21 protein-coding genes, 1 pseudogene and 1 riboswitch are annotated in these 25,701 nt (G+C 73.3%); of the genes and pseudogenes, 6 read left to right on the forward strand and 16 right to left on the reverse strand.

The features are described 5' to 3' along the window. Positions 1-36 precede the first annotated feature (36 nt). Positions 37-1,320, forward strand: coding sequence for a precorrin-6y C5,15-methyltransferase (decarboxylating) subunit CbiE (cbiE, locus tag ACSTA4_RS12585; RefSeq protein WP_444963679.1), 1,284 nt, complete (start codon positions 37-39; stop codon positions 1,318-1,320). Here the strand turns inward: cbiE and cobM are convergent. Genes cobM through ACSTA4_RS12605 form a run of 4 tightly spaced genes read right to left on the reverse strand, consistent with a single transcriptional unit; the run spans position 1,289 to position 5,224 of the window. Then, the gene (gene cobM / locus ACSTA4_RS12590; RefSeq protein WP_444963680.1) at positions 1,289-2,071 is read right to left on the reverse strand and encodes a precorrin-4 C(11)-methyltransferase; all 783 of its coding nucleotides are present in this window, start codon (positions 2,069-2,071) and stop codon (positions 1,289-1,291) included. The two genes, cbiE and cobM, sit on opposite strands and share 32 nt — an antisense overlap. Further along, positions 2,056-3,627, reverse strand: coding sequence for a precorrin-2 C(20)-methyltransferase (locus ACSTA4_RS12595; RefSeq protein WP_444963681.1), 1,572 nt, complete (start codon positions 3,625-3,627; stop codon positions 2,056-2,058). The genes cobM and ACSTA4_RS12595 overlap by 16 nt, the downstream gene beginning before the upstream one ends. Further along, positions 3,624-4,289, reverse strand: coding sequence for a precorrin-8X methylmutase (locus tag ACSTA4_RS12600; RefSeq protein ID WP_444963682.1), 666 nt, complete (start codon positions 4,287-4,289; stop codon positions 3,624-3,626). Before ACSTA4_RS12600 ends, ACSTA4_RS12595 begins: the two co-directional genes overlap by 4 nt. Then, on the reverse strand, positions 4,286-5,224 hold the full coding sequence (locus ACSTA4_RS12605) for a nitrite reductase (RefSeq protein ID WP_444963683.1): 939 nt from the start codon (positions 5,222-5,224) through the stop codon (positions 4,286-4,288). Before ACSTA4_RS12605 ends, ACSTA4_RS12600 begins: the two co-directional genes overlap by 4 nt. Before the next feature lie 54 nt (positions 5,225-5,278). Then, a riboswitch (cobalamin riboswitch) is annotated at positions 5,279-5,486 on the reverse strand. 378 nt (positions 5,487-5,864) lie between these two features. Here ACSTA4_RS12605 and ACSTA4_RS12610 point away from each other — a divergent pair. Beyond that, entirely contained in the window at positions 5,865-6,032 is a 168-nt protein-coding gene (locus ACSTA4_RS12610) for a CsbD family protein (protein WP_130397637.1), read from the forward strand. Positions 6,033-6,221: 189 nt separating this feature from the next. Here the strand turns inward: ACSTA4_RS12610 and nhaC are convergent, their stop codons facing one another. Both nhaC and ACSTA4_RS12620 read right to left on the reverse strand, forming a co-directional pair. Further along, positions 6,222-7,670, reverse strand: a complete 1,449-nt coding sequence (gene nhaC, locus ACSTA4_RS12615; RefSeq protein ID WP_444963684.1) for a Na+/H+ antiporter NhaC — start codon at positions 7,668-7,670, stop codon at positions 6,222-6,224. A 35-nt stretch (positions 7,671-7,705) separates the two neighbouring features. Then, complete coding sequence (locus tag ACSTA4_RS12620; protein ID WP_444963685.1) at positions 7,706-8,839, reverse strand: trans-sulfuration enzyme family protein; 1,134 nt, start codon at positions 8,837-8,839, stop codon at positions 7,706-7,708. Between the two features lie 362 nt (positions 8,840-9,201). Between ACSTA4_RS12620 and ACSTA4_RS12625 the strand changes: the two genes are divergently transcribed. Then, positions 9,202-10,005, forward strand: coding sequence for a FadR/GntR family transcriptional regulator (locus tag ACSTA4_RS12625; RefSeq protein ID WP_444963686.1), 804 nt, complete (start codon positions 9,202-9,204; stop codon positions 10,003-10,005). A 154-nt stretch (positions 10,006-10,159) separates the two neighbouring features. Here ACSTA4_RS12625 and ligK read toward each other — a convergent pair whose 3' ends face one another. The 8 genes from ligK to ACSTA4_RS12665 all read right to left on the reverse strand — a co-directional run bounded on the left by ligK (position 10,160) and on the right by ACSTA4_RS12665 (position 17,768). After that, the gene (gene ligK, locus ACSTA4_RS12630; RefSeq protein WP_444963687.1) at positions 10,160-10,843 is read right to left on the reverse strand and encodes a 4-carboxy-4-hydroxy-2-oxoadipate aldolase/oxaloacetate decarboxylase; all 684 of its coding nucleotides are present in this window, start codon (positions 10,841-10,843) and stop codon (positions 10,160-10,162) included. Between the two features lie 41 nt (positions 10,844-10,884). Next, positions 10,885-11,901 (reverse strand): amidohydrolase family protein, encoded by a 1,017-nt coding sequence (locus tag ACSTA4_RS12635; RefSeq protein ID WP_444963688.1) that lies wholly within the window; start codon positions 11,899-11,901, stop codon positions 10,885-10,887. Then, positions 11,901-13,163 carry a 4-oxalomesaconate tautomerase gene (locus ACSTA4_RS12640; RefSeq protein ID WP_444963689.1) on the reverse strand — a complete coding sequence of 421 codons (1,263 nt, stop codon included), beginning with the start codon at positions 13,161-13,163 and terminating at the stop codon, positions 11,901-11,903. Before ACSTA4_RS12640 ends, ACSTA4_RS12635 begins: the two co-directional genes overlap by 1 nt. 114 nt (positions 13,164-13,277) lie before the next feature. Further along, positions 13,278-14,303, reverse strand: a complete 1,026-nt coding sequence (locus ACSTA4_RS12645; protein ID WP_444963690.1) for an ABC transporter substrate-binding protein — start codon at positions 14,301-14,303, stop codon at positions 13,278-13,280. An 84-nt stretch (positions 14,304-14,387) separates the two neighbouring features. Next, positions 14,388-15,248: an ABC transporter permease gene (locus ACSTA4_RS12650; RefSeq protein ID WP_212640240.1), complete on the reverse strand. Its 861-nt coding sequence runs from the start codon at positions 15,246-15,248 to the stop codon at positions 14,388-14,390. Beyond that, positions 15,245-16,012 carry an ABC transporter ATP-binding protein gene (locus ACSTA4_RS12655; protein WP_444963691.1) on the reverse strand — a complete coding sequence of 256 codons (768 nt, stop codon included), beginning with the start codon at positions 16,010-16,012 and terminating at the stop codon, positions 15,245-15,247. Before ACSTA4_RS12655 ends, ACSTA4_RS12650 begins: the two co-directional genes overlap by 4 nt. Further along, a complete protein-coding gene (locus ACSTA4_RS12660) occupies positions 16,009-16,980 on the reverse strand; it encodes a DUF6282 family protein (protein ID WP_444963692.1) in 972 nt (323 codons plus the stop codon). The genes ACSTA4_RS12655 and ACSTA4_RS12660 overlap by 4 nt, the downstream gene beginning before the upstream one ends. 110 nt (positions 16,981-17,090) lie before the next feature. Beyond that, positions 17,091-17,768, reverse strand: coding sequence for a GntR family transcriptional regulator (locus ACSTA4_RS12665; protein ID WP_249351927.1), 678 nt, complete (start codon positions 17,766-17,768; stop codon positions 17,091-17,093). 82 nt (positions 17,769-17,850) lie between these two features. Between ACSTA4_RS12665 and ACSTA4_RS12670 the strand changes: the two genes are divergently transcribed. Then, positions 17,851-18,615, forward strand: a complete 765-nt coding sequence (locus ACSTA4_RS12670; protein WP_444963693.1) for a DUF1932 domain-containing protein — start codon at positions 17,851-17,853, stop codon at positions 18,613-18,615. Between the two features lie 198 nt (positions 18,616-18,813). Here the strand turns inward: ACSTA4_RS12670 and ACSTA4_RS12675 are convergent, their stop codons facing one another. Beyond that, on the reverse strand, positions 18,814-21,348 hold the full coding sequence (locus ACSTA4_RS12675) for an ATP-binding protein (RefSeq protein WP_444963694.1): 2,535 nt from the start codon (positions 21,346-21,348) through the stop codon (positions 18,814-18,816). 274 nt (positions 21,349-21,622) lie between these two features. Between ACSTA4_RS12675 and ACSTA4_RS12680 the strand changes: the two are divergent. Continuing rightward, positions 21,623-22,393, forward strand: a pseudogene (locus ACSTA4_RS12680) (response regulator); the annotation flags it as partial. A gap of 110 nt (positions 22,394-22,503) precedes the next feature. Further along, positions 22,504-23,943 carry a TrkH family potassium uptake protein gene (locus ACSTA4_RS12685; protein WP_444963695.1) on the forward strand — a complete coding sequence of 480 codons (1,440 nt, stop codon included), beginning with the start codon at positions 22,504-22,506 and terminating at the stop codon, positions 23,941-23,943. Between the two features lie 423 nt (positions 23,944-24,366). On the opposite strand, the gene ACSTA4_RS12690 is transcribed toward ACSTA4_RS12685, so the two are convergent. Beyond that, positions 24,367-25,662 (reverse strand): FAD-dependent oxidoreductase, encoded by a 1,296-nt coding sequence (locus ACSTA4_RS12690; RefSeq protein ID WP_444963696.1) that lies wholly within the window; start codon positions 25,660-25,662, stop codon positions 24,367-24,369. Positions 25,663-25,701: the final 39 nt, after the last annotated feature.

Consider the following 25,701-nt stretch of genomic DNA (forward strand, 5'->3'; position numbering starts at 1 on the left):
GCACCTCATGCCTGCCGCCACGATAGCGTCCGAGGAATGAAGGATGACGCGCCCCCTCCCCCCGAACCCAGGATCACCGTCGTCGGCGTCGGCGCGGACGGCTGGTCCGGCCTGCCCGAGCGGCTGCGCGCGCTCGTCCTGGCCGCCGACACGGTGCTGGGCGGTCGCAGGCACCTGGCGATGCTCCCCGACCGGCCCCGGCAGCGCCGCCGGGTCTGGCCCTCACCCCTGCGCGAGGGCCTGCCGCCACTGCTGACCTCGCTCGACGCCGCCTCCGCCGACCACGCTTCCACCGGCGGCGCCTCCACTGACACCCCCTCCACCGTGGCGCTGGCCTCCGGCGACCCCCTGGTGTCCGGTATCGCCACCACCCTGATCGACCTGCTGGGCGCGGACGCCGTGCGGGTGGAACCCGCCGTCTCCTCGGTCGCCCTGGCCCGCGCCCGCATGGGCTGGCCCGCCGAACGCTGCGCGGTGGTGGGGCTGGTCGGCCGCGACCCCCGCCTGCTGCTGCGCCAGCTCGCCCCCGGCCACCGCGTCCTGGTGCTCTCCTCCGACGGCGCCACCCCCGCCGCGGTCGCCGCCCTGCTGGTCGGCGCGGGCTACGGCGCCAGCCGGATGACCGTGCTGGGCGACCTGGGCGCGGACTCCGAGTCGCGCCTGGAGACCACCGCCGACCACTGGCTCGCCTCACCTCCCGGCACGGTGCCCCCGCTGCACGTGCTGGCCCTGGAACTTCTCGGCCCGCCCGGCTACGGCCTGGTCGCGGGGCTGCCCGACGACGCCTTCGAACACGACGGGCAGCTCACCAAGCGCGACCTGCGCGCCTCGGCGCTGGCCCGCCTGGCTCCCTCACCGGGCCAGCACCTGTGGGACGTGGGCGCTGGCGCGGGGTCGGTCGGCGTCGAGTGGATGCGCGCCCACCCCTCCTGCACCGCCACGGCGGTGGAGGCCCACCCCGAACGGGCCGCGCGGATCGGCCGCAACGCGGGCCGCCTCGGTGTTCCCGGCCTGGATGTGGTCACCGGCCGCGCGCCGGACGCGCTGGCCGGGCTGCCCGCGCCCGACGCGGTGTTCGTCGGCGGCGGCGCGACCCGGCCGGGCGTGCTCGACGCCTGCCTGGGGGCGCTGCGGCCGGGAGGGCGGATCGTAGTGCACGGGGTGACGCTGGAGACCGAGCACCTGCTCGCCGACGCCCACCGGCGCCACGGGGGCGAGCTGACCCGGATCGCCGTCGAGACCACCGCGCCCATCGGCGCGTTCACCGGCTGGTCGCCCGCCCGCACGGTCACCCAGTGGTGCCTGACGGCGGGCCGCTGACCCGAGGCCGGGCCGGGTCGTAGAGGTAGGACTCACCACCCGTCTCGGGATCGAGCGCCCGCCCCACCAGGATCACCGCCGCCTGCCGGAACCCGGCCTCCTCCACCGCGTCGGCCACGGTGGAGACCGTGCCGCGCAGCACCGCCTCGCCCGGTTGGCTGGCCCGGTACACCACGACCACCGGGCAGTCGCCGCCGTACTCGGGTTCGATCTCGGCCATCAGCTCGCGCACCCGCCGGATCGCCAGGTGCAGCACCAGCGTGGCCCGGGTCGCGGCGAACGCGGCCAGCGACTCGGTCCCTGGCATGGCGGTCGAGCGGGCCCTTGTCCGGGTCAGCACCACCGACTGGGCGACCAGCGGCACGGTCAGCTCCCGCCCCGCCAGCGCCGAGGCGGCCGCGTACGCGGGCACCCCGGGCGTGACGTCCCACGGAACGCCGTGCGCGTCCAGCCTGCGGGTCTGCTCGGCCAGCGCCGAGTACAGCGACGGGTCGCCGGAGGTGAGCCGTACGACGTCGCGGCCCGCCGCGTGCGCGCGGACCAGGTGGTCGGTGATGCGGTCCAGGTCCAGGCCCTGGGTGTCCACCAGCTCCGCGCCGGGCGCGCAGTGCGTCAGGACCTGCGGGTCCAGGTAGGTGCCGGGGTAGAGCACCACGTCGGCCCCGGCGAGCATGCGCGTGGCGCGCACGGTCAGCAGGTCGGCGGCGCCGGGCCCCGCGCCCACGAAGTGCACGGTCACGGCTTCACCCACCTGGGGGTCCACACGCGGCCCGCCTCGGTGACCCGGGTTCCGGACGCGCCGACGATGAGCAGGCAGCGCATGTCCACGGCGGCCGGGTCGAGTTCGCCCAGGGTGGTCACCGTCAGGGACTCGCCGTCGCGGCCCACGTCGCGGCCCACGACGACCACGGTGTCGGGTTTGCGGTGCTCCAACAGGATGCGGCGCGCGGTGACGATCTGCTCGGTCCGGGACCGGGAGGCGGGGTTGTAGACGGCCAGCGCCAGGTCGGCCTCGGCGACGGCGCGCAGCCGCCGCTCGACCACCTCCCACGGTTTGAGGCGGTCCGACAGGCTCATCACCGCGAAGTCGCCGCCGACGGGGGCGCCCGCGCGGGCCGCGACCGCCTGGACGGCGCTCACCCCCGGCAGCACCCGGACGGGCACGTCCCGGTAGGCGGGGTCCTCCGCCGCCTCGAATACGGCGGTGGCCATGCCGAAGACCCCGGCGTCCCCGCCGGAGACCACGGCCACGCGTTCGCCGCGCCCGGCCAGGTCGAGGGCGAACCGGGCGCGCTGGAGCTCGACGGTGTTGCCGGAGGCGTGCCGGGTCAGCCCGGGGCGCTGCGGGACCCGGTTGACGTAGGGGCCGTAGCCCACCACGTGGTCCACCCCGGCCAGCGCCGCGCTCGCCTCGGGGGTGAGCCAGCCCTCGGGGCCGGGGCCCAGGCCCACGACCAGCAGTTCGGCCGCCGCTCCGGTGGCCTCGGACGCCGTGCCCGCCGCCGGTCCGGCGGAACCGGGCTCGACCCCGGTCGCCGGTTCCGTCCGCGTCCGCGCGTCCGCGCCGACCCGCCGGGAGCGCGGGCCGTTGCGGCTGTCCCCGGTCACCAGCACCAGGGAGAAGTAGGGCACCGTCGCCGGGTCGACCTCGGCCACCGGCAGCCGCCGCTCCCCGCCCATCGAGGCCCGCTCCACGTACACCGCGTGCTCCAGCCGCCCTGCCGCTGCCAGGGCGCGGCGCACGGCCGGGAAGGTCCGGCCCAGCTTCATGACCACGGCCGCGTCGGTGTCCGCCAGGCGCCGGGCCAGTTCCGGTTCGGGCAGGGTGCCGGGCAGCACGGTGAGCACGTCGGTCTGCCGGGCCAGCGGGGCGGCCGCGGCGGCCGTGGCGGCGGCGAACGCCGGGACGCCCGGCACGATCTCGGTGGGGTAGCGCTCGGACAGCCGGTCGTGCATGTACATGTACGACCCGTAGAACAGCGGGTCGCCCTCCGAGAGCAGGACGACGTCGCGCCCGGCGTCCAGGTGGGCGGCCAGCCGCGCGGCGGACTCCTCGTAGAAGTCGGCCAGCGCCCCCGCGTAGCCGCCCGGGTGGTCGGTCGCCCCGGTGGTCACCGGATAGGTCAACCGCTCCTCGACCACCCCGTCCGGGATCAGCGCGTCGGCGATGCGGCGGGCGTTGGACTCCTTGCCCACACCCGCGTGGTAGGCGACGACGTCGGCCGCGGCGATGAGCCTGGCCGCCTTGAGGGTGATCAGCTCGGGGTCGCCCGGGCCGACGCCGACACCGTGGAAACGGCCGGTCATTCCTCCTCCTTGGCGAGTGCGTTGAGGGCCGAGGAGGTCATCGCCGAACCCCCGCGTCGGCCGCGCGCGGTCACGTAGGGGACGTCGACGCCGTGCCGGTCGCGCAGCTCGGTCAGCGCCTGCTTGGACTCGGCGGCGCCGATGAAGCCGACCGGGCAGCCGACGATCGCGGCGGGTCGCGGAGCGCCGTCGATCAGCATCTCCAGCAGGTGGAACAGGGCGGTGGGCGCGTTGCCGACGGCGACCACGGCGCCGTCGAGCAGCGGCTCCCACAGCGACACCGCGGCGGCCGTGCGGGTGGTGCCCCACTCCCGGGCCAGGCCGGGCACCCGTTCGTCGCCCAGGAGGCAGAGCACCTCGTTGTCGCTGGGCAGGCGGCTCGCGGTCACGCCGGAGGCCACCATGCGCGCGTCGCACAGGATCGGCGCACCGGCCCGGAGGGCGGCGCGCGCCGCGGGAACCAGGTCGGGGTGGACGACGAGGTCGTCGGCGAGGTCGACCTGACCGGTGCCGTGGATCATCCGCACGGCGAGCCGCTCGGCGTTGGCGGGCAGGTGGTCGAGCCGGGCCTCGCGCCGGATGGTGGCGAAGGAGTCGGCGTAGATGGCGGGACCGTCGTCGACGTACTCGTAGTGCCGGTTCGGTCTTCTAAGGGAGGTCATCGCGCCTCCCCGGGAACGAGCCCGTGTTCTCCGGAAACGAGACCGTGCCCTCCGGCTCCGGGAACGAGCACGGACCGCCACGGCGTGACGACGAGTTCGCCGGAACCGGCCCCGACGGCTTCGGCGGCGAGCGCTTCGGCGGCGGCCCGGTCCAGGCCGTCCTCGGGCACGGGGACGTGCCGTCCGATCCCGGGCACCGAGCCGTGCGGCAGCGGCGGCGCGGGCTCGGGCAGCCCCGGGTCGGGCGGCGCCGGTTCGGTCAGGGGCGAGGGGAGTTCGGCCACATGCCAGGGGGCGTCGGGGCCGTCGCCGCGCAGCTCCAGGAACCGGTCGGCGAGGCGCACGAGCGCGGCCGGGGCCTCCTCCAGCGGCGTCAGCGGGCCCCAGTGCTCCCCGACCCTGAGCTGGGCGGTACGCGCGTCGAGGGCGACGAGCCCCAGGTCGCAGGGGCGCTCCAGCAGGTCGCCGCTTCCGTCGTCCAATACGAAGAGGAAGCGGCCGGGTAGGGCGGCGCGGCGCGGTTCGGCGCACAGCAGCGCGTCCAGCTCGGCGGCCACGGGCCGCAGGTCCGCCCCCGCGCCGCTGAGCCCCGTGCGGGGGGAGACCATGACGTTGCGGACCAGTTCGTGGGAGGGCGAGGGCAGCAGGCCGGTTCCCTCCAGGGCCCGGAGCACCTCGGGGGACAGCCGCCCCCCGCTTCCGGGCAGGGCGCGCAACTGCACGTTGGCCCGGCCGGTGACGTGGATACGGCCGTCGCCGTACTCCTGGGCCACGGCGGCCAGGGCGCGCAGCGAACGGACGGGGAGCCTGCCGCCGACGAGCCGGAGCCGCACCAGCAGCCCGTCGTCGGCGGGCCAGGGCCGCAGGGCGCCCGGGCAGCGGTCGCGCCGGGCGCGGACGGTGGGGGATGGGGATGGGGAACCCATCGGGGACATGCGCGTCCTTCTGGTCAGGGACCCGTTCGCGGGGTCCGCGGTCGACCTGGCGGCCCGTCACCGCCAGCGCCAGCAGGTCTTCGGACTCGGGATCGACCGGTGCGGAGCGCCTTCCCGGAGCGTTGCGCTCCAGTGGCTGTCCCGGGGAACCGCGTCCCCGGGGCGTGCCCGCCCGTCACCCTCACCGCTGCGCGTCAGTCCCGGATTCGCACCGGGTTCCCTGCCCCACGAGGTGGAGTTCGACTGGCTCGACGAGGGTACCGTTCCCCTCCCGGGCCAGGTCCGGGGGCCTTGCCCCCAAGGGCCGCGGGCCGGTGCGGCCCCGGGGCGCCGTGGCGGAGTCCGGAGGCCCGTGAGCGCGGCCCGCTCCCGGAGGCGGCACCCGGGCCCACGGCGCCGAACGGTGCCCCGCGCGGCTGTCCGCGACCGACAGCGGCGGTGCCCGGGCCCGCTGCGGCGCGTGTTTTCGGGCCTGGTTCCGGTCCGTGTTCGGGCGCGACAGCGGTGGTGGCGGCGGGTGTGGAGCGTTCCGAGGGCTTTGCGGGGATTTTAGGGTTTCCTGTTTCGGGCAGTGGGACGGGCGAAGGGCGGTTCGCAGCAGTACGCCGCTCCTCGCGAGGACCACCGAAGGAGGAAGAACATGAGCGCCAGTGAGAAGGGCCGCAGCCAGGCCGAGATGGTCAAGGGCAAGGCCAAGGAGACCACCGGCAAGGCCACCGGCAACGACCGCATGAAGAACGAGGGTCGCGCCGAGATGGCCAAGGGGCGCTTGCGCCAGGGCAAGGAGGACATGAAGAAGGGCCGGTAGGTGCCGCCTTCGCGGACGGTCGCGGACGGCCCCCCGCCAGCGGGCGTCTCCCGACCGGCCGGACGGGGAGGGCCGCGAGCCCCCGCCCCGCCGGGGCCGCCGACCCGGCCGCCCTCATGCCCGAGGGGAGCGGAGCACGTGCCTCGCACGTGCTCCGCTCCCCTTTCGCGTGGCCGCCCCGGGTGGGGCTCACGTCGTGGAGCGCTCCTGCTCCGGTTCGAGGCGGCGGATGCCGAAGCCCCGGGTCAGCGGCGCCAGGAAGGCGATCAGGGCGGAGAACAGGAAACCGCCCCAGTTGAACACCGCCCACGGCAGGAACTCGAAGTTGGCCACGCCCAGGGTCGTGGCGAAGAAGACTCCCGACACCGTCCACGGCATGAGCACCTCGGTGATCGTGACCGAGTCCTCCATGCTGCGCGACAGGTTGACCGGGTGCAGGTTCCTGGCCCGGTAGGCGTCGCCGTAGACGTCCTTGACCAGGAAGAAGGTCACCAGGGCGTTGGAGGTGCCGTTGATGATGGTGAAGCCGGAGAGCAGGGTGGTGAGGATGAGGCTGCCCGTGGACCGCAGCCTGGCGATGAGCCCCTCCAACAGGACCCGCAGCACGCCCGACTTCTCCAGCGCCGAGGCGAAGAAGAAGGCGCAGAAGACGAAGAACGCCGAGTTGTACATCGAGTACAGCCCGCCCCGGTTCAGCAGCTCGGCCAGGACGTCGGAGACCCCGTCCCCCTGCGGCAGCATGTCGGTGGTGAATCCGGAGACGACCGCGGCGAACAGGTCGCCCACGCTCGCCCCCTGGACCAGCAGCGCGATCAGCAGCGCCGTCATGGACGAGGCGAACAGCACGACCAGCGGCGGTTTCCTCATGATGGACCCGGCGAGCACGACCACCGCCGGGATCAGCAGCAGCGGGTTGAGGGTGAACAGCCCGTTCAGCTCGGTGACGACCTCGTCGATACCGCCCAGGCCGGCGGGCGAGGTGGTGATGGTGGTGCCCGCGAGCAGGAAGACGACGGCGGCCAGCACCGACGAGGGCACGGCCGTGTAGAGCATGTGCCGGATGTGCTCGTACAGGTCGGCGCCCGCCGCGAGCGAGCTCATGTTGGTGGTGTCCGACAGCGGCGAGAGCTTGTCCCCGAAGTAGGCGCCGGAGACGACCGCGCCCGCCGTGATCGCCAGCGACACGTCCATCGTCTGGGCCACCCCGATCAGGGCGACCCCGATCGTGCCGCCGGCGCCCCAGGAGGTGCCGGTGAAGGTGGAGACCAGCGCGGTGGCCAGGAAGGCCAGCACGTACAGGTAGGACGGGTTGATGAGCTCCAGGCCGTAGTAGACCATGAGGGGGATCGTTCCGGCGATCATCCACGAGCCGATGAGCATGCCGATGCTGAGCAGGATCAGGACCGCGGGCAGGGCGCTCCTGAGCTTGTCGCCCATGTTCGTCAGCACGTCGTCCCAGCGCACGCCGTGCCAGAGCGCGAAGAGGGCGAACACCACCCCCGCGAAGATGAGCATGAGCTCGGCGGGGTACTTCAGGACGCCGATGCCGCCGACCAGAATGGCGACGGTGATGACCACGGGGACGCACGCCGCCGCCACGCCGGGTCGGCGGACGTTTTCGTCCGGGGGGTTAGCCATCTACTTTCCTCTCGGTGATGACCGCTTTCGGTCTTCTACAGTGCGGTGAAAGCCCTTTCGAGATCCTCGATCTGGCTGTCGGCCCCCTCCAGGCCCACGGAGAGGCGGACCATTCCGGGGGAGAATCCCTTCTCCCGCATCGCCTCCTCTTTTCCGGGCCTGACGGGGGCGGTGACCAGGCTTTCGTAGCCGCCCCAGCTCGCGCCGATCCGGAACAGCGACAAACGGTTGATGAAGGCCGCGACCTTCTCGAAGGAGGCGTCCTTCAGGTCGAAACTGAGCAGCCCGGAGAAACCGCTGAACTGGTTCCTGATCAGCGGGTCGTCGGGCCGGTGGTCGTGGTGGGGGTGGTGGATCGCCGCCACCTCGGGCCGGGTCGCCAGGTAGTCGATGACCCGCACGGCGCTGCGCTCGTGCTCGGCCATCCTGATCGGCAGCGTCCGCAGCCCGCGCAGCACCATCGACGCCTCGACGGCCGACATGACCGAGCCCAGGAGCTGGAACCCCGTGTAGAAGAGGTCGCGCACGAAGGAGGCGGGGCCGATTACCGCCCCGCCCAGGACGTCGCTGTGACCGCCGATGTACTTGGTGCACGAGTGGATGACGATGTCCACCCCGGCCAGGATCGGCTTCTGGAAGAGCGGCGTGGACCAGGTGTTGTCCATCACGGTCCAGATCCCCCTGGCCCGGGCCGTGCGGGCGATCGCGGCCACGTCCAGGACCTTCATCCGCATGGTCCCGGGGCTCTCGACGTAGACCAGCGCCGTGTTCTCCCGCAGGTGGGGCTCGATGTCGGAGGTGCCGTCGGGGAGCACGGTGTGGTCGATGCCGAAACCGCGCAGGTGCTCGGCCATCTCCAGGGCCGGGCCGTAGGTGCTGTTGACGAAGAGGATGTGGTCCCCACCGCGCAGCAGGCTCATCAGAACGGCGCTGATCGCGCCCATTCCGGAACCGAAGCACTTACAGGCCTCGCCGCGCTCCAGAAGGGCCAGCCTCTCCTCCAGAAAGGCGACCGTGGGATTGGCACCGCGGCTGTAGACGTACCTCTCGTGTTCCTGTTCCTGCTCTTCGATGAACGCCTCGAACGAGGGTTTGGTGAAGATGCTGGTCTGGAACACCGGAGGGGCGACCGCGCCGTGGACGTTCTCCGCCCCCTCCCACGCGCTCATGCAGATTTCCCTGTCGGACCTGTCCACCGTTGCCCTCCGGTCGGCTCGTGGGCGCGGTCGTGCGGGCGCGGTGGGGGGAGGGTTTCCGACCCGCCGCCGCGCCCGCCGTCGCCGCCCGTGCGCGGGCGGTACCCGCGCTCGTGTCGGTGCGGTCGGCGGCCGTCCGGGGTCGGACACACCGCTCGCACGCGTGCTCACGGCAGGGCCGCGCGGTCGAGACGACGCGGGCCCGTGCCGGTGCGGTCATCTTGTAGTACAAGCTGCTAGGTAGTCAATGGGGTGGCGCCGGTCCGCCCGCGGGCCCCGGCGTCTGTACGCTGAGGATTCGGCACATCCCTCCAGCGAAGGACGAGGCGTACACGATGGGATCAGCGTCGCCGGGAACCCAGGGCGAAGGGCTCGCGGGCCGGTCCCAGCCGCGGCACGCCCGACCGAACTCGCTGACCTCGCAGGTCGTCGCCTTCGTGGAGGAGCTGTGCGTGGGCCCCGATGCGCAGCCGGGCAACCAGCTGCCCTCGGAGAAGGAACTCGCCGAACGCTTCGGGGTGAGCCGGGTCGTGCTGCGCGAGGCGCTGAGGACCCTGGAGGCCAAGGGCCTGATCCACCGCCGCCAGGGCAAGCCCGCGGTCATCGCCTCGCCCAACGCCCTGCCGGTGGAGAACTTCGTGGCCCTGTCGGTGCTGCGCGACCGCCGGGCGCTGATGGAGTTCACCGAGATCCGCAAAGCGCTGGAGGTGCACGGCGCCCGGCTGGCCGCGCAGCGCATCGCCGGACCGGAGGAGGAGCAGACCCGCGAGGACATCGCCCGGGCCCGCCAGGCCATCGCCGACATGCGCGCCGCGCCCCTGGACGTGCCCAACCGCGTGCGCACCGACTTCGCCTTCCACCAGGCCCTGATCTCGGCCTCGGGCAACCGGAGCCTCACCCAGATCCTGGACGCGCTCGAACGGTCGCTGGCCGACAGCCGCGAGCAGAGCCACCGCCGCTTCCTGGCCACGGCGGATGACCCGGCGGTGTCCGCGACCGAGCACGAGGAGGTGCTGGAGGCGGTGCTGAGCGGCGACCCGGCCCGCGCGGTGGCGGCGATGGAGGAGCACCTCCAGGTCACCCTGCGCGAGATCGAGACCCGCCCCAAGGCGGAGGGGGCGCGGGAGGACCCGGCCTGACCGGCCGCCGGGACGGGTGCGTGGCCGCCCGTGCGCACCCGCCCCGGAGGGGCGGTGCCCCGCCCCACGCGAACGGCGTCCACCGGGCCGTGGACGCCGTTGCTCCCAGCACTCCCGCGTTAGGGGGCACGCCGACGGGACGCTCCTGCGTGCGTCAGTCGACGTAGCGCAGACCGGCCGTCGTCAGCTTCTCGCGCATGCCGTAGATGTCCAGGCCCAGCTCGCCGTTGCGGAACCGGGCGCGCTTGGCCTCCTCGTTCTCCTCGCGCAGTCGTGCGGCCTCGGCCACCTGTGGGGCGCGGTCGCGGGGCACCACGACGACTCCGTCGGCGTCGGCGACGACGACGTCGCCCGGGTGGACCAGGGCGTTTGCCACGGTGACGGGCACGTTGACCGAGCCCAGCGTCGCCTTCACGGTGCCCTTGGCGTTGATCGCACGGCTGAAGACGGGGAAGTCCATCTCGGCGAGTTCCGCGGCGTCCCGGCAGCCGCCGTCGATGACCAGGCCCGCGGCGCCCCGCGCACGGAACGAGGTGGCCAGCAGCTCGCCGAAGAACCCGTCCTCGGACTCCGTCGTGCAGCCGGCCACGACGACGTCGCCGGGCCGGATCTGTTCGGCGACGACGTGGAACATCCAGTTGTCACCGGGCTGGAGCAGCACGGTGACGGCGGTCCCGCACAGCCTGGCCCGCGGGTAGACCGGACGGACGTAGGGCCGCAGCAGGCCCGTACGGCCCTGCGCCTCGTGCACGGTGGCGACCCCGAAGCGGGACAGCGCCTCGACGGCTTCTGGCGCGGCGCGCTCTATGGAACGGTGGACGACTCCGAGCTCGGTCATGACTCTCCCTCGTGGGTGTGTGGATGGGTTCGGGGCGGTCCTCAGCGGCCCTGCTCCCTCAACCTGGCGTCGAGCCGCGGGTACACCCGGCGCGCGTTGCCCTCCAGGATCGCCTCGCGTGCGGCCCCGGGCAGGTCCGCGCCGAGGAGGTAGCGGCCGGTGTCGTCGAAGTGGTGCCCCGTGCGCGGGTCGATGTCGCGGACGGCGCCGATCATCTCCGAGGCGAACAGGACGTTCTCGTGCGGGACGACGTCGAGCAGCAGGTCGATGCCCGGCTGGTGGTACACGCAGGTGTCGAAGTACACGTTGCCGAGCACGTGCTTCTCCAGTTCGGGCCTGCCGAGCGCCATCGCCAGCCCGCGGAAGCGCCCCCAGTGGTACGGCGCCGCACCGCCCCCGTGGGGGATGACGAGCCGCAGGTCCGGGAAGTCGGCGAAGAGGTCGCCCTGGACGAGCTGCATGAAGGCCGTGGTGTCGGCGTTGAGGTAGTGCGCCCCGGTGGTGTGGAAGGCGGGGTTGACGCTCGTGGACACGTGCACCATCGCGGGGATGTCGTACTCGCACATCGCCTCGTAGACGGGGTACCACGAACGGTCGGTGAGCGGAGGGGAGTCCCAGGCCCCGCCGGAGGGGTCCGGGTTGAGGTTGATCGCCACCGCGCCGAGCTCCTCCACGGCGCGGCGCAGCTCGGGCAGGCATCCGGCCGGGTCCGCACCCGGTGACTGCGGGAGCATGGCGGCGGGGGCGAAGCGTTCCGGGAAGAGCTCGGCCACGCGGGCGATGAGGTCGTTGCAGATCCGGGCCCACCGGGAGGAGGTGGTCGAGTCCCCGATGTGGTGGGCCATGAAGGAGGCCCGCGGGGAGAAGACGGTCAGGTCGATCCCGCGCTGGTCCATGAGGGCGAGCTGGTTGCCCTCGATCGCCTCGCGCAGTTCGTCGTCGCCGATGTGCAGCTCACCGGGCTCGGGGCCGCCGTCGAGCGCCGCGATCTGGGCCTGGCGCCACTGGCCCAGGGCGGCGGGCGCGGTGGTGAAGTGTCCGTGGCAGTCGATGATCATCAGAGTTCTTCCTTCGGGTTCCAGGCGTTCAGGGGGACGCGGATGTCTCCGGCCATGAGCGCGCGTGCGGTGCGCACGAGGGCGGAACGGGTGACGCGGGCGGGGTCGCCGGGTTCCCAGCCGAGCCGCACCTCGAAGGCCCCGCTCGGATGCTCGATGGACAGCGTGGCCTCGGCGTCGCGCGTGACCGGCAGGACCGCCAGCTCGTGCGCGACCGTTCCGGGGAGCACGCAGGCGGTGGCGGCGGTGACGGCGGCCAGCACCCCGATCGACTCGTGGACGACCCGGGGGATGAAGCTGCGCGTGGACAGGGCCCCTCCGTCGCGCGGCGGCGAGACCAGCGTCATCTTCGGGTAGTTGCGGGCCGAGACGTCGCCCAGGCCCATGAGCGCTCCGGCGGCCAGCCGCAGCGCCTCGACCCGTTCGCGCAGCACGGAGTCCGCGGCGAGTTCGGCGGGGCCCTCCCGTCCGGTGGCGCCGAGTGCCGAGGCGGCCACGATGACGAGGGGCTGCCCATTGTCGATGCAGGTGACCTCGACCGGTCCCAGGCCGGGCACCTCCACCGTGTCGCGGCGGTTCCGTGTCGGCAGCAGGGAACCGGCGACCGATCCGGCGGTGTCGAGGAAGCCGATCGTCACCGGTGAGGAGGAGCCGGGCGCGCCGTCGATACGGGTGTCCCCGGCGTACTCGACGCCGCGCACGCCGTCGCGGTCGCGGGGCGTGCGCACCGAGACCTCCGCGACCGCTCCGGTGTTGAGGGTGCGCACCCGCGCGGTCGTGGTGTCCGCGACGGGCACGACCATCCCGGTCTCTACGGCGAAGGGCACGACCGCGGCCAGCAGGTTGCCGCAGTTGGCGTTCATGTCCACGGAGTCGTCGTCGGGCCGCAGCTGGGCGAAGCGGAAGTCGAGGTCGACACCGGGCTCCGTGCTCGGACCGACGATGCCCGCCTTGGAGGTGAGCGGATGCCCGCCGCCCAGACCGTCGACCTGCAACGGGTGGGGGGAGCCGAGCGCGGCCCGCAGCACCCGGGCGAGGGTCTCGTCGTCGGCGGGAAGGTCCGCGCGGGCGAAGAACGGTCCGCGTGAGGTGCCTCCGCGCATCAGGACCGAGGGGATCGCCAGCTGGTGCCCGCGGACCCGCGTCCCGGGGCGCGGCTCGTCGGCCCCGGGCGCGGCGGCCGGGCCGGTCGCCGCCGGGGCCGGCCGCGCCTGCTCTCCCGCGAGCCCTTCCCCGGCCGGCGGTGTCTTCGAACGTGTCATCCTCGTCCTCGTGCGGTCGTGCGCGGAGCCCGTTGTGCTCGGCGCGGTGTGGTGGCCGTCGGGGCGGGCCGCGCGCCGCCGCAGCGGCGGCGCGCGGCCCGCCCCCGTGCCGTGCTACTCCTGGACCCCGGACCAGACGAGGGAGGCGTAGTCGGGCGCCTCCTCGACCAGCTGGGACTCCTGGTGGAAGTTCACCGCGACGTCGAAGGAGTCCTCCGTCACCAGGGTCGAGGCGGCGAACTCCTGCGGGAGGATCGTGGTGAGGGCCTCCACCGCTTCGGGGTCGGTGCCCTCCAGGTAGGCCGCGAGCAGCTCCGCGCTCCCCTCCCGGTCGGTCGCGATGAACTCCAGGGCCCGGTTGACGGCCCGGTTGAAGGCGTCGATCTGCTCGCTCTTGCGCTCGATCACCGCGCCGGTGCTGAACAGCGTGCCGTGCAGTGCGCCGGACAGGTCGGGGATGTCTCCGCGTTGCGGGGAGACGTAGATCTGACCGGCCCCCTCCGCCGCGGCCATCTGGCCGGTCGGCTGGAAGAAGGCCAGCGCGTCCACCTGCCCTCCGGACAGGGCGCCGATGGCCGACGAGGGGACCGCGCCCAGGTTCACCAGGGTGGCGTCGGTCTTGGCGTCGAGGCCCACCTGCTCGAACAGGTAGATGAGCAGCGCCTCGGTGCCCGACCCCGGGCCGGTGATGCCGATGTTCCTGCCCTCCAGGGCCCGGATCCTCTCCTCCAGGGGAGCGTCGGCCGCCGGTCCGTCGAAGTCCGTGGTCGTCACGATGTCCACGTAGTACTCGGTGACGAGGGAACCGGTGATCTGGGTGTCCGGATTGCTCTCCGCCAGGTTGAACGCGTCGGTGAGGACCCCAGCGGCGACGTCGATGGAACCGGAGGTGAGGGCCGCCGCGAGCTTGGCGCCGGTGCCCAGGCGGGGGCGCTCGCCGAGTTCGACGCCCTCGTCGTCGAAGTAGCCCTGCTGTTCGGCGACGTAGAGGGGGAAGAACGCGACGGAGTCGCTGATCTGGCCCACGTTGAGGACGTCCGGGTCGGAGTCGGCCGCGCCGCCGGCGCAGCCCGCGGTAGCGACGAGGCTCAGGGTCGCCGCGACCGCGGCAGCCCTCTTGAGGTGCGTGCTGAGTTTCATGGTGTGTTGCTCTCGGTTGAGGGGTGGGCGGCCGCGGAACGTCCTCGGCCTCGGGGGATGCGCCGCACGGCGTTCGCTCGGGGCCTACTCGGCGTCGAGCGGCTTCCAGCGGTTGGCGCGGGAGGCCAAGACGCCCACGATGGCGTTGAGTGCCATGGCCAGCGCGGTCAGCACCACGACCGCGGCGAACACACCCGCCGTGTTGAACTGCGCGGCGGCGTCGTTGATGAGGTATCCCAGGCCGCGGTTGGAGGCGACGAGCTCACCGATGACCGCGCCGATGAGCGCGTACGGGATGGAGACCTTCAGTCCGGTCATCAGGCCGGACATGGAGCCCGGCAGCACCACCTTGAACGCGATGTCCCTGTTGGAGCCGCCCATCAGCCGGACGGCGTCGATGAGGCCCCGGTCGACGTCGCGGACGCCGGCGGCGGTGTTGAGGAACACCAGGAAGAACACGCTCACGGCCGCCAGGATGACCTTCATGTCGATCCCGATGCCGAACCACACGATGAACAGCGGCGCCAGGGCCACCTTCGGGATCGAGTACAGCGCCATCATGAACGGCTCGAACACGTCGTAGACGAGGCGGACCGAGGCGAGCGCGAACCCGGCGAGGGCGCCCGTGGCGGCGCCGATGACGTAGCCGAGCAGCACCTCCTGGATGGTGATCCAGGTGTGCGTGCCCAAGGTGCCGTCCACGATCCAGTCGCGCAGCTGTTCGCCCACCGCGACCGGACTGGAGACGAACATGGGGTTGGCGACCGCCCCGCCGGCCACCTGCCAGAACAGCAGGAAGACCAGGAGCGCGCCCGCACGCAGTCCCCACACGAGGGTGGTGCGGCCGTTGCGGTGCCACCAACTGCGTCGGCGGGCCTCCTTGACGGGTCCGCTCGTGCTCAAACCGTCGTTGGCACGGGTGCCCGAAACCGATCCGGTGGTCATCGCCGCGCTCCCTTCTTCAGCGCGGAGGCCAGTGTGGTGTGCAGTTCCACGAACCGCGGCAGCACCTTGGTCTCGTCGGGGTCGCGCGGTCGGTCGATGTCCACCTCCTGGTCCAGCAGGACGGTGCCCAGCGGGCCCAGCACGACGACGCGGTCGCCGAGCAGCAGGGCCTCCTCGATGTCGTGGGTGACGAACACGATGGTGTGCCCGGTCGCGGCCCACAGGCGCAGCAGTTCCCGCTGGAGTTCGGAGCGCAGCTGCGCGTCCAGGGCGCCGAAGGGCTCGTCCATCAGGATGGTCTCGGCGCCGTTGGCCAGCATGCGGGCCAGGCTGGCGCGGCGGCGCATGCCGCCGGAGAGCTCGCGCGGGTAGCTGTCGGCGAAGTCGGCCAGGCCGACCGTGGCGATGAGCTCGCGGGCCTTGGCCTCGCGCTCGGCCCTGGCGGTACCCGTGATCTCCATGGGCATCTCTACGTTGCGCTGCACGCTCCGCCACGGTATGAGCGTGTCGGTCTGGGTGAGGTAGCCGATGTCGGGGGTGGGGCCGGTGTGCGGCCTGCCCCGGTGCAGCACCCGCCCCGAGGTCGGCTTGGACAGCCCGGAGAGCAGGTTCAGCATGGTGGACTTGCCGCAGCCGGAGCGGCCGAGGATGGTGACGAAGGTGCCCTCCTCGATGGTGAGGTTGAAGTCGCGCAGGGCGACCGTGGCAACGTCGTCGCGCTGGAACTCCTTGGTGAGGTGCTCGACCTCCAGGACGACGCTCACGGGGAGACCGCCTCCTCCGCGCGGTGGGCCGCCGGGGCGTCGGGGAGCGGGTCCGCGCCCGCGAGCCGACGCGAGTTGTGCACCACCATCAGGCGCACCTCCTGATCGGTGAAGCCGTTGTCGAGGAGGACGTCGGCGGCCAGCGCCAGGCCGTCCTCCACCGGGGGGTTGAAGGGCTGCCCCAGGTCGGAGCTGATGACGGAGGACTCCGGGCCCGCCGACCGGATGTTGTCCAACCACACCTGCCAGGACACCTTGCCGGTCAGGGGGGTGGTCAGACAGCGCTCCAGGTAGGCGCCGTGGTCGGCGAGCGCTCTCTGGTTCTGTGCGGGGATGCGCTGCGAGGTGAACTCGGGGTGGGTGACGACGAGGCGCCGGACGCCGCGTTCGCGGGCGAGCGCGATCACCTTCGCGGACTCGTCCCCGTGCAGGTGCCCGGTGGCCAGTGTCATGTCGTGCTTGGCGATGACGTCGATGACCTGGCGCGTCGCTGCCGTGACCTCCCCGTCCCCGTCGAGCACGTCGACGGCGGGACTGACGATGCCCGCGTCCCGCAGGTCCTGCTGGATGCGGGCCCACATGGGAGGCGTGGCTCCCTCGGGGGTCTCCTCCAGACAGCTGCGCTGGTTGTCGCTGTCCACGGTCGGCAGCCAGACGAACTGGGCGCCGCCGCGCGCCGCGATCTCGACCGCGACGGGGTTGAGCCCGCCCACCGAGGCGTTGAGCGTGATGGCGCCGAGCACGTCGACGCCCGGGTGGACGCTGCGGACCACCTCGGCTCGTTCGGCCGTGGGCGTGTAGTGGGACTTGAGCACGAAGCCCGCCATGCCGAGCTGTTGGAAGCGCGGGGCGAGTTCGAGGTCGCTCACCCTGCGCTTCATCACATCGGGGGCGATGTGGACATGGATGTCGTAGGCACCCCGGACGAGCTCGCGGGCGTGAGCGCTGGGTTCTTGATGATGCAACATGTCGCCCCTTTGTAAACAAACTGGTCAGCGACATTGTTAACGATCTTGGTGACGACAGTCAATACCCGCGTAACATCTGGTCAGAGCCGGTGCCCCCCCGGGGCGGGTGCTCATCCCCGCTCGGCGAAGTACTCCCGAGTGGCCTGGTGAACGCTGTTCAGGTGCGCCCGCATGGCTTCCGCGGCGCGCTCCGGGTCCTTCGCGCAGACCGCCTCCACGATCTCCAGGTGCTCGGGTAGCGACGTGGCCGGACGGTTGGGCTGCATGGCCAGCCGGATGCGGTACCTGACGTTCTGGGCGCGCAGGCGCATGACGACGTCGGGCGCCACCTTGGCGCCGCTGATGTCCATCACCTCCTGGTGCAGGTCCCGGTTGGCCTGCGAATAGGCCTCGCCGTCGCCCGCCTCCACGGCCTCGCGCATCACCTCGCCGAGGGCGCGCAGCCTCGCCACACCGGTCTCGTCGATGCGTTCGGCGGCCCGGGCCGCGCACAGCGATTCCAGGGCCGCGCGCACCTCGACGATCTCCAGTGCCTCGTCCAGGTCCACGGCGCGCACCCGGGCGCCGCGGTTGCGGACCCTCTCCACCAGGCCCTCCACCGTGAGCGTCGCCAGGGCCGCGCGCACCGCGCCCCGGCTGGCGTCGAACATCTCGATGAGATCCGTTTCCACGAGCCGCTGCCGGGGTGCGAACTCTCCGGCGACGATGGCCTGCCGAAGCTGTGACGTCACGCGTTCGGCGTCGCTCACGCCCTGGCGCGCCCCCCGGTCCACTGCTTCCTGGGTCATGGTCTTCCTTTCGCTCAACTTGGTATGCATTATTGTAAACAATGTTGTTGACGCCAAGATGGCTTCGTTGATGGAGGACGAGATGACCGTCATCACAATGGTCGGCCTGGGCGAGGCGGGCCGACTCATCGGTGAGGGACTGGCGCGGGCCGGGGCGCGCGTCCAGGGCCACGACCCCTTCGTCTCGTTGTCCGACACGCCCATCGTGCAGCGCTCCGAGCTGGAGGACGCGATCACCGGTGCGGAGGTCGTGATCAGCCTCGTCGGCCCCTCCGCCGCGGAGGAGGTCGCCGCGCGGGTCCTGCCCCTGCTGCCCGCCTCGGCCGTCTACGCGGACCTGAACACCCTCTCCCCGGGTGAGAAGAGCGCGATCGGTGCGCTGGCCGCCGACTCCGGGGTGCCCTTCGCCGACGTCGCGGTCATGGCCCCCGTTCCGCGGGCGGGCAGCCGCACACCGCTCCTCGCGGCCGGAACCGGAGCGGAGGCCTTCACCACTCAGCTGTCCCCCCTGGGTACGCCCGTCCGCGCGGTCTCCCGCGAGGCCGGTGACGCCGCGGCCAGGAAGCTGCTGCGCAGCGTGTTCATGAAAGGGCTGGCCGCACTGATCATCGAATCCCTCGACGCCGCGGACGCCGCCGGGGCGGAGGAGGAGATCCGAGACCAGATCGCCGCCGAGCTCGGCGAGGGAGGCCGGGACCTGGTGGACCGGCTGGTGGAGGGCACGCGTCAGCACGCCGGTCGGCGCGTGCACGAGATGGAGGCGGCCGCGGACTACCTGGCCGAGCTCGACGTGGAGCGCCCTGTCACCGAGGCCACGCTGACGCACCTGCGACGGTTGAGCGCCTGAAGCCGCCCGGTGCGGCGGCCCCGGGGGCGGCGTACCCGCGCCTGCCCGGGATGACCGTGCACCAGGTCGTCGGAGACGAGGCGCACGGCGTCCCGGCCGCCGCCCTGCGGGGCTGAACGGGCGCGGCCGGCACCCGCGGTCACCTGTTCCGCGAGCTCCGGGCACTGCGGTCGGCGGGCGGCGCCCGCCGACCGTGCCCTAACCCGACGCCCCCGCCACGGGCAGGGTCAGGCGCAGCGTCAGCCCGCCGCCCGGGGTGGTCTCGGGCAGCAGCGAGCCCCCCATGGCCTCCACGAGCCCGCGCGAGAGCGCCAAGCCCAGCCCGAGCCCCGTGGCGCCGTCGGTGTCCCCGAGCCGCTGAAAGGGCACGAACATGCGCTCGCGCTCGTGCTCGGGCACCCCCGGCCCGTGGTCGGTCACCAGCAGTTCCACCTGGTCGCCCGTCCAGGAGGCGGTGACCGAGGGCGGCCGGTCGGGCGGGCTGAAGCGCAGGGCGTTGCCCACCACGTTGGCCAGCACCCGCTCCAGCAGGCCGGGGTCGGCCGCGACCTCCGGCAGCTCCTCGGGCACCCGCACCCGCACGGCGCGCCCCTGCCCGCCCAGGTCGTCCAGGACCGCGAACACCGACTCGCGCAGCGACAGGCCCGTGACCGTCACGCCCAGCACGCCCGCCTGGAGGCGGCTCATGTCCAGCAGGTCGGTCACCAGCCGGGTCAGGCGGTCCAGGGACTCGTCCGCCGTGGCCAGCAGTTCGGCCTGGACCTCCTCGCTGAAGCGCACCTCCCGGCTGCGCAGACTGGTCACCGACGCCTTGGCCGAGGCCAGGGGAGCCCGCAGGTCGTGGCTGACCGCGGCCAGCAGCGCGGTGCGCATCCGGTCCGCCTCCGCCAGCGTCCCGGCCGCGGCCGCCTCCTGGGCCAGCCGCTCCTGGCGCAGCGCGACGGCGGCCTGCGCGGCGAAGGCCTCGATGATGCGCCGCTCGCCCGCGCGCGGCCGGTGCCCGTGCAGCACCAGGGTCAGCCCCTCGTCCACCGGCACGTCCACGTCGGCCCCGCCCGGGGCCCCGCGGGGGCGCTCCCCGACGGAGGCGACCGCCTCCCACGCGGCCGGGTCGTTGCGGTGGTCGGGCCGGGAGGAGGTCTGCGGCCTGCGCTCCAGCAGGGCCACCGACTCCAGGGAGAAGGTCTCGCGCAGCCTCTCCAGCAGCGCCTCCAGGGGGCGTGAACCCCGCAGCACGCTTCCGGCCACCGTGGCCAGGGTCTGGGCCTCGGCGCTGGCCCGCGCCGCCTCGCGGGTGCGCCGCGCGGCCTGGTCGACCACCACGCTCACCGCCACGGCCACGAACACGAACACGACGAGGGTGAGCAGGTTGCCCGGCTGGTTGACCACCAGAGTCTCGTAGGGCTCGGTGAAGAAGAGGTTGAGCACCACGAACCCGCTGAACGCCGCGGCCAGCGCGGGCCACAGCCCGCCGACCAGCGCCGTCGCCGTCACCGTGGCGAACACCAGCAGGATTCCGCCGCTGAGGTACTCCTCGCTGTGGGGGACGCCGGTGCCGAACGCCAGTAGCGCCAGCGCGGTGAGCGCCAGCGCGTACCCCGCCAGCCTGCGGCGGCGCGAGACCGCGCCCGAGCGCGTCCGCCCGGAACCGCGGTCGGTCTCCTCCAAGGTGACCAGGTGGACGTCGATGGACTCCGACAGTGCCGCGGTGGCCGCGCCCACTCCCGGCCGCAGCAGACGGGCGAGCCTGCCCCGACCGCTCGCGCCCAGGACCAGCTGGGTGGCGTCCGCCCCCTGGGCGAACGCGGTCAGCGCGGCGGGCACGTCCTCGCCCAGGACCTGGTGGTAGGTGCCGCCCAGGTCCTCCACCAGCACCCGCTGCCGGGCGAGCATGGCGGGGTCGGCGCCCACCGGCCCGTCCCCGAGCGCCACGTGCACGGCCAGCAGCTCGACCCCCTCGCCGCGCCCCGCGATCCGGGCGGCCCGGCGGATGAGCGCCTCCCCGCCGGGGCCTCCGCTCAGACCCACGACCACGCGTTCGCGGGTCTGCCACGCCGGGGCCGCGCGGTGTCCGCCCCGGTGGCGCCTCAGTTCGTCGTCCACGCGTCCGGCCAGCCACAGCAGCGCCAGCTCGCGCAGGGCGGTCAGGGTGTCGACCCGGAACCGGTGGCCCAGCGCGGCGTCGATCCGGTCGGGGCCGTAGACGTTGCCGTGCGCGAGCCGCCGCCGCAGGGCCTCGGGCGTCATGTCCACGAGTTCGATCTGGTCGGCCCCGCGCACCCACGCGTCGGGCACGGTCTCGCTCTGGCGGGTGCCGGTAACGCGCTCGACGACGTCGTTGAGCGACTCCAGGTGCTGGACGTCGAGCGTGGACAGCACCGTGATCCCCGCCTCCAGCAGGGCCTCGATGTCCTGCCAGCGCCGGGCGTTGCGCGCCCCGGGGGCGTTGGCGTGCGCGAGGTCGTCCACGAGGACGACCTGCGGTCGGCGGGCCAGCACGGCGTCCAGGTCCATCTCCTCCAGGCGGGCGCCCCGGTGGGTCAGGACGGCGCGCGGGACCGTCTCCAGGTCGTCCACCATCGCCTCGGTCATCGCCCGGCCGTGGCTCTCCACGAACCCGATGACCACGTCGGCGCCGCGGTCGCGGCGCCGGTGCGCCTCGTCCAGCATCCGGTAGGTCTTGCCGACACCGGGCGCCGCGCCCAGGTAGACGCGCAAGTGGCCGCGTGTCATCGTGTGCCCCCTTCCGGCCTCCCCATCCTGACTGGTCACGGACGTGTTTTCGGACATTTCACTGCTAACGGGGCGCTAAATCCGGCACCGGGGCTGGGAGGGAGCGTTAACGTGCCTCTCGTACCGGCCGCCACCGCGCGGAGTCGCCGCGGCGCCGGTGCCGTCGCGACCTGCGGACACGGCGCCCGCACCGCCGTCCGCGGACGCGGCGCGCCTGGCATCGTGAGCGCGGAGCCCCGCCCGGGGCGTCCGAACGGGGGAGATACGGACCAGCATGGACACGGACACCGGCACCGGCGCGGACAGAGCGCCCTCGGTCCTGGTCGTCGACGACGACCCCCTCATCCGCAGGACGCTGGAGGTGAACCTGCGGGCCCGCGGCTACACGGCCTACCTGGCCGACACCGGTGAGCACGCGCTGCGGCTGGTGGCCCGCCACCGCCCCGACCTGCTCCTGCTCGACCTGGGCCTGTCCGGGATGGACGGCCTGGAGGTCCTGCGTGGGCTGCGCGGGTGGACGGACGTGCCGGTGGTCGTGCTCTCGGGGCGCGACACCGAGCCGATGAAGGTCCAGGCGCTGGACCTGGGCGCCGACGACTACGTCATCAAGCCCTTCGGGATGGACGAGCTGTTCGCCCGGGTGCGCGCGGCCATGCGCCGTTCCGCGGTGCCCGAGTACACGGCGTCGGTGGTCACCGCCGACTTCACGGTGGACCTGGCCGCCAAGCAGGTCCTGCGCGGCGGTGAGCCGGTGCGGCTGACGCCGCGCCAGTGGCACATCGTGGAGGTGCTGGCGCGCAACCCCGACCGTCTGGTCACCCACAAGCACCTGCTCAACGAGGTGTGGGGGCCCTCGTACGGGCGCGAGACCAACTACCTGCGGGTGTTCATGACCAAGATCCGCCAGCGCCTGGAGCCGGACCCGCCCCGGCCGCGCTACTTCCTCACCGAACCCGGACTGGGCTACCGGTTCCGGCCCGCCGGTGGCGGCCTCGGGGGAGGGGCTGCCGGGGGCGTGCCCGGGTCGGAAGGTCGTGAGAGCGGGCCGGAAAACCGGGAGGCCGGGGCGGGTGGCCCCGTTTCCGGGCCGCAGGGCGGGGAGAGCGGGCCAGACGGCCCGGACGCCGCCGGACCGGAATGCCGGGAGAGCGGCCGGTGAGAACGGGAACCGGGCAGCACCCGACGGGCCCACGGCCCCAGCGGGTCCCGCGGAACCCGGTCCGCGCCGGTGCCCGCGCGGACCGGAGGCTGCGCGACCTGTCCGGATGGTTCAAGCCGCCGCAGCTCACGGCGGCGGCCTTCGCCGCCCTGATCCTGGTCGGCGCGGGCCTGCTGTCGCTGCCCGCCGCCACCGGGGCCGGGGAGCGCGCGCCCTTCGACACGGCCCTGTTCACCGCCACCTCGGCGGCCAGCGTGACCGGCCTGGCGGTGGTGGACACCGCCTCCTACTGGTCGGGGCTGGGCGAGACGGTGATCCTGGCCCTGATCCAGGTCGGCGGGTTCGGCATCATGGCGCTGGCCACCGTCCTGACCCTGGTGGTCGGTCGGCAGCTCGGGCTGCGGATGGCGGTGCGCACCGGTTCGGAGGCCAAGGTGGTCACGCTGGGCGAGGTGCGCCAGCTGGTCACCGGGGTCCTGGTGGTGACGGTGGTGTTCGAGACGGCCCTGGCGGTGGCGCTGACGCTGCGCTGGTGGCTGGGGTACGGGCTGCCCCTGCCCGAGGCCGTCTACACGGGCGTCTTCCACGCCGTCTCGGCCTTCAACAACGCCGGGTTCGCGCTCTACGCCGACAGTCTCACGGGGTTCGCCGAGGACCCCTGGATCACGGTCCCGGTGGCCCTGGGGGTCCTGGCCGGAGGGCTCGGGTTCCCGGTGTGGGTGGAGCTGTGGCGCTTCACCCGGCGCCGGGCCGAGCACCGCCACTGGACGCTGCACGTCAAGATCACCCTGGTGATGACGGGGCTGCTGCTCGTGGTGGGGTTCGTGGCCTTCCTGGCCCTGGAGTGGACCAACCCGGCGACCATGGGCGGGCTCGACCTGCGCGGGAAGCTGCTCACCGCCTTCTTCCAGTCGGTGATGCCGCGCACGGCGGGCTTCAACAGCCTCGACTTCGGACAGATGAACACCCAGACACTGCTGGTCACCGACATCCTGATGTTCGTCGGGGGCGGCAGCGCGGGCACGGCCGGGGGCATCAAGGTGACGACCTTCGCCGTGCTGGCCTTCGTGATCTACGCCAACGTGCGCGGTGAGCCCACGGTCCACGTGTCGGGCCGCCGCCTGGCCGAGGGCACCACCTCGCAGGCGACCACGGTGGTGCTGCTGGCGCTGGGCCTGGTGCTGGCGGGGACGCTGACGCTGATGACGATCACCCCGTTCACCCTGGACCAGATCCTGTTCGAGACGACGTCGGCCTTCGCCACGGTCGGGCTGTCCACCGGCATCACGGCCGACCTGCCCTTGCTGGGGCATGTGGTGCTGATGTTCTTGATGTTCGTGGGCCGGATCGGGCCGATCACGCTGGCCTCGGCCCTGGCGCTGCGCCGTCGTCCGCGCCTGTACGAGCTGCCCGAGGAGCGGCCGATCGTCGGTTGAGCGGTGAGTGGTGAGCGGTGAGCTTTCAGCGGTAGACGATGGTCAGCGCGCGGTCAGCGGTGAATGGTCAGCGGTGTAAGGGCCGCTGGAGTCCGATTCCCCGTTCCTGTCCGGTGTTACGCCGGTGGTTGGGTTCCGCGCTCCGCACGGGACGCGGCTGCCTGGGATCGGCGGCCCCGCCCTACCCGGCATCACGCCGGTGTCAGGGGCCACGTGCACCACACGAGTCGCGGCGGCCGAGGGACACGGCGGCCTCCGCCCTGGTCGGCGCCGGGGCTTCGCGCCCCGCAACGGTCGCGACGGTGGAGCGGGCGGTGGCCCCGCTCCGGTCGGCGTCACTCCGCTGGCGTGCGACGCTGTCAAGGCGGCGATCGCCGGACGAGGGCGACGGCCCTCAACCCTTCCCGGCGGGAGCCGCGGCCCTCACCCCTGCCGGGCGAGGGCGGCGGTGATCTCGGCGACGGTGGCCTTGGCCGTGCGCCCGGCACCGATGAGGGTGGCCGACGCGGCACCGGTCCAGTCCCCGTAGCCCAGCAGGAACAGCCGGGGTTCGGCCACGGAGCGGGTCCCCTCCAGCGCGATCCGGCCCCGGCCGTCCGCCAGCCCCAGCGGGGCCAGGTGGTCCAGCACCGGCCGGAACCCCGTGCACCACAGGACGGCGTCGCAGTCCAGGGCCGTGCCGTCGTTCCAGGCCACACCGGTGCGGGTGAGGCGGTCGAACATCGGCTCGGCCTTGAGCGCGCCGCGCTCGCGCGCCTCGCGGACCCTCGGCACCGCCACGATGTCCCCGAGGCCGCCGACGCCCTCGGGGGCCTGCCCGCCCCGCTGCGCCGCCCGCTGCGCGCGGGTGGCGATGTCGAACAGGGCGCGCCCGTCCAGGTCGTCGGGCATGAACCGGGGCGGGCGCGCGGTGGCCCAGGTGGTCTCGGCCACCTCGGACAGTTCGGCGAGGATCTGGGCCGCGGAGTTGCCGCCGCCCACGACCACGACCCGCTGCCCGGCGAACTCCTCCGGCCCCCGGTAGTCGACCGTGTGCAACTGCTTGCCCGCGAACAGCTCCCGGCCCGGGATGTCGGGGACGTGCGGCGCCCGCCAGGTACCGGTGGCGCTGATGACGTGGCGGGCGCGCCAGCCCACCAGCGGGGCAATCCCGGCGGGGGAACCAGTGGAACTACTGGTACCGGGGGAACCAGTGGTACTGGGGGAACCGGGGGAGGCGAGGGAGCCGGGGGAACCAGTGGAACCGGGGGCGGCCGGTGGAGGCCCGCCGCGCGTTTCCCCCTCCTGCCGCCCGCCGCCGTCCACGGGCCGCTCCGCCACGGAGCGGGGCGTCCCCGACGGGAGCCCGCGCCCGGTCCCCTCCCGGGCGAGCACGCGCAGCGCCCCGTCCGCCCGTTCGACCGCCTCCACGCGGACCGGGCGGCGCACGGGCAGCTCGTAGCGGCGCTCGTACTCGGCCAGGTAGCGGGCCACGTGCCGCGCGCTGGGGTACTCCCGCCCTTCTTCGGCGGGCATCCACCAGCCCGGCAGCATGCTGTGCTCGGCGGGGGAGAACAGCCGCAGCGAGTCCCAGTACTCGGTCCAGGAACCGCCCGGCGCCTCACCCGCGTCCAGGACGGCGAAGTCGAGCCCGGCCCGCCGCAGGAAGTACCCCGCGGCGAGCCCGGCCTGTCCGCCGCCGACCACCACCACGTCGTGCACGTGCTCCGCGTCGTCCATTCCCCGTCCCCCCGTCAGCGGTGCCGCGGCGACCGCCGC

The sequence above is a fragment of the Nocardiopsis sp. M1B1 genome, from assembly GCF_052466615.1.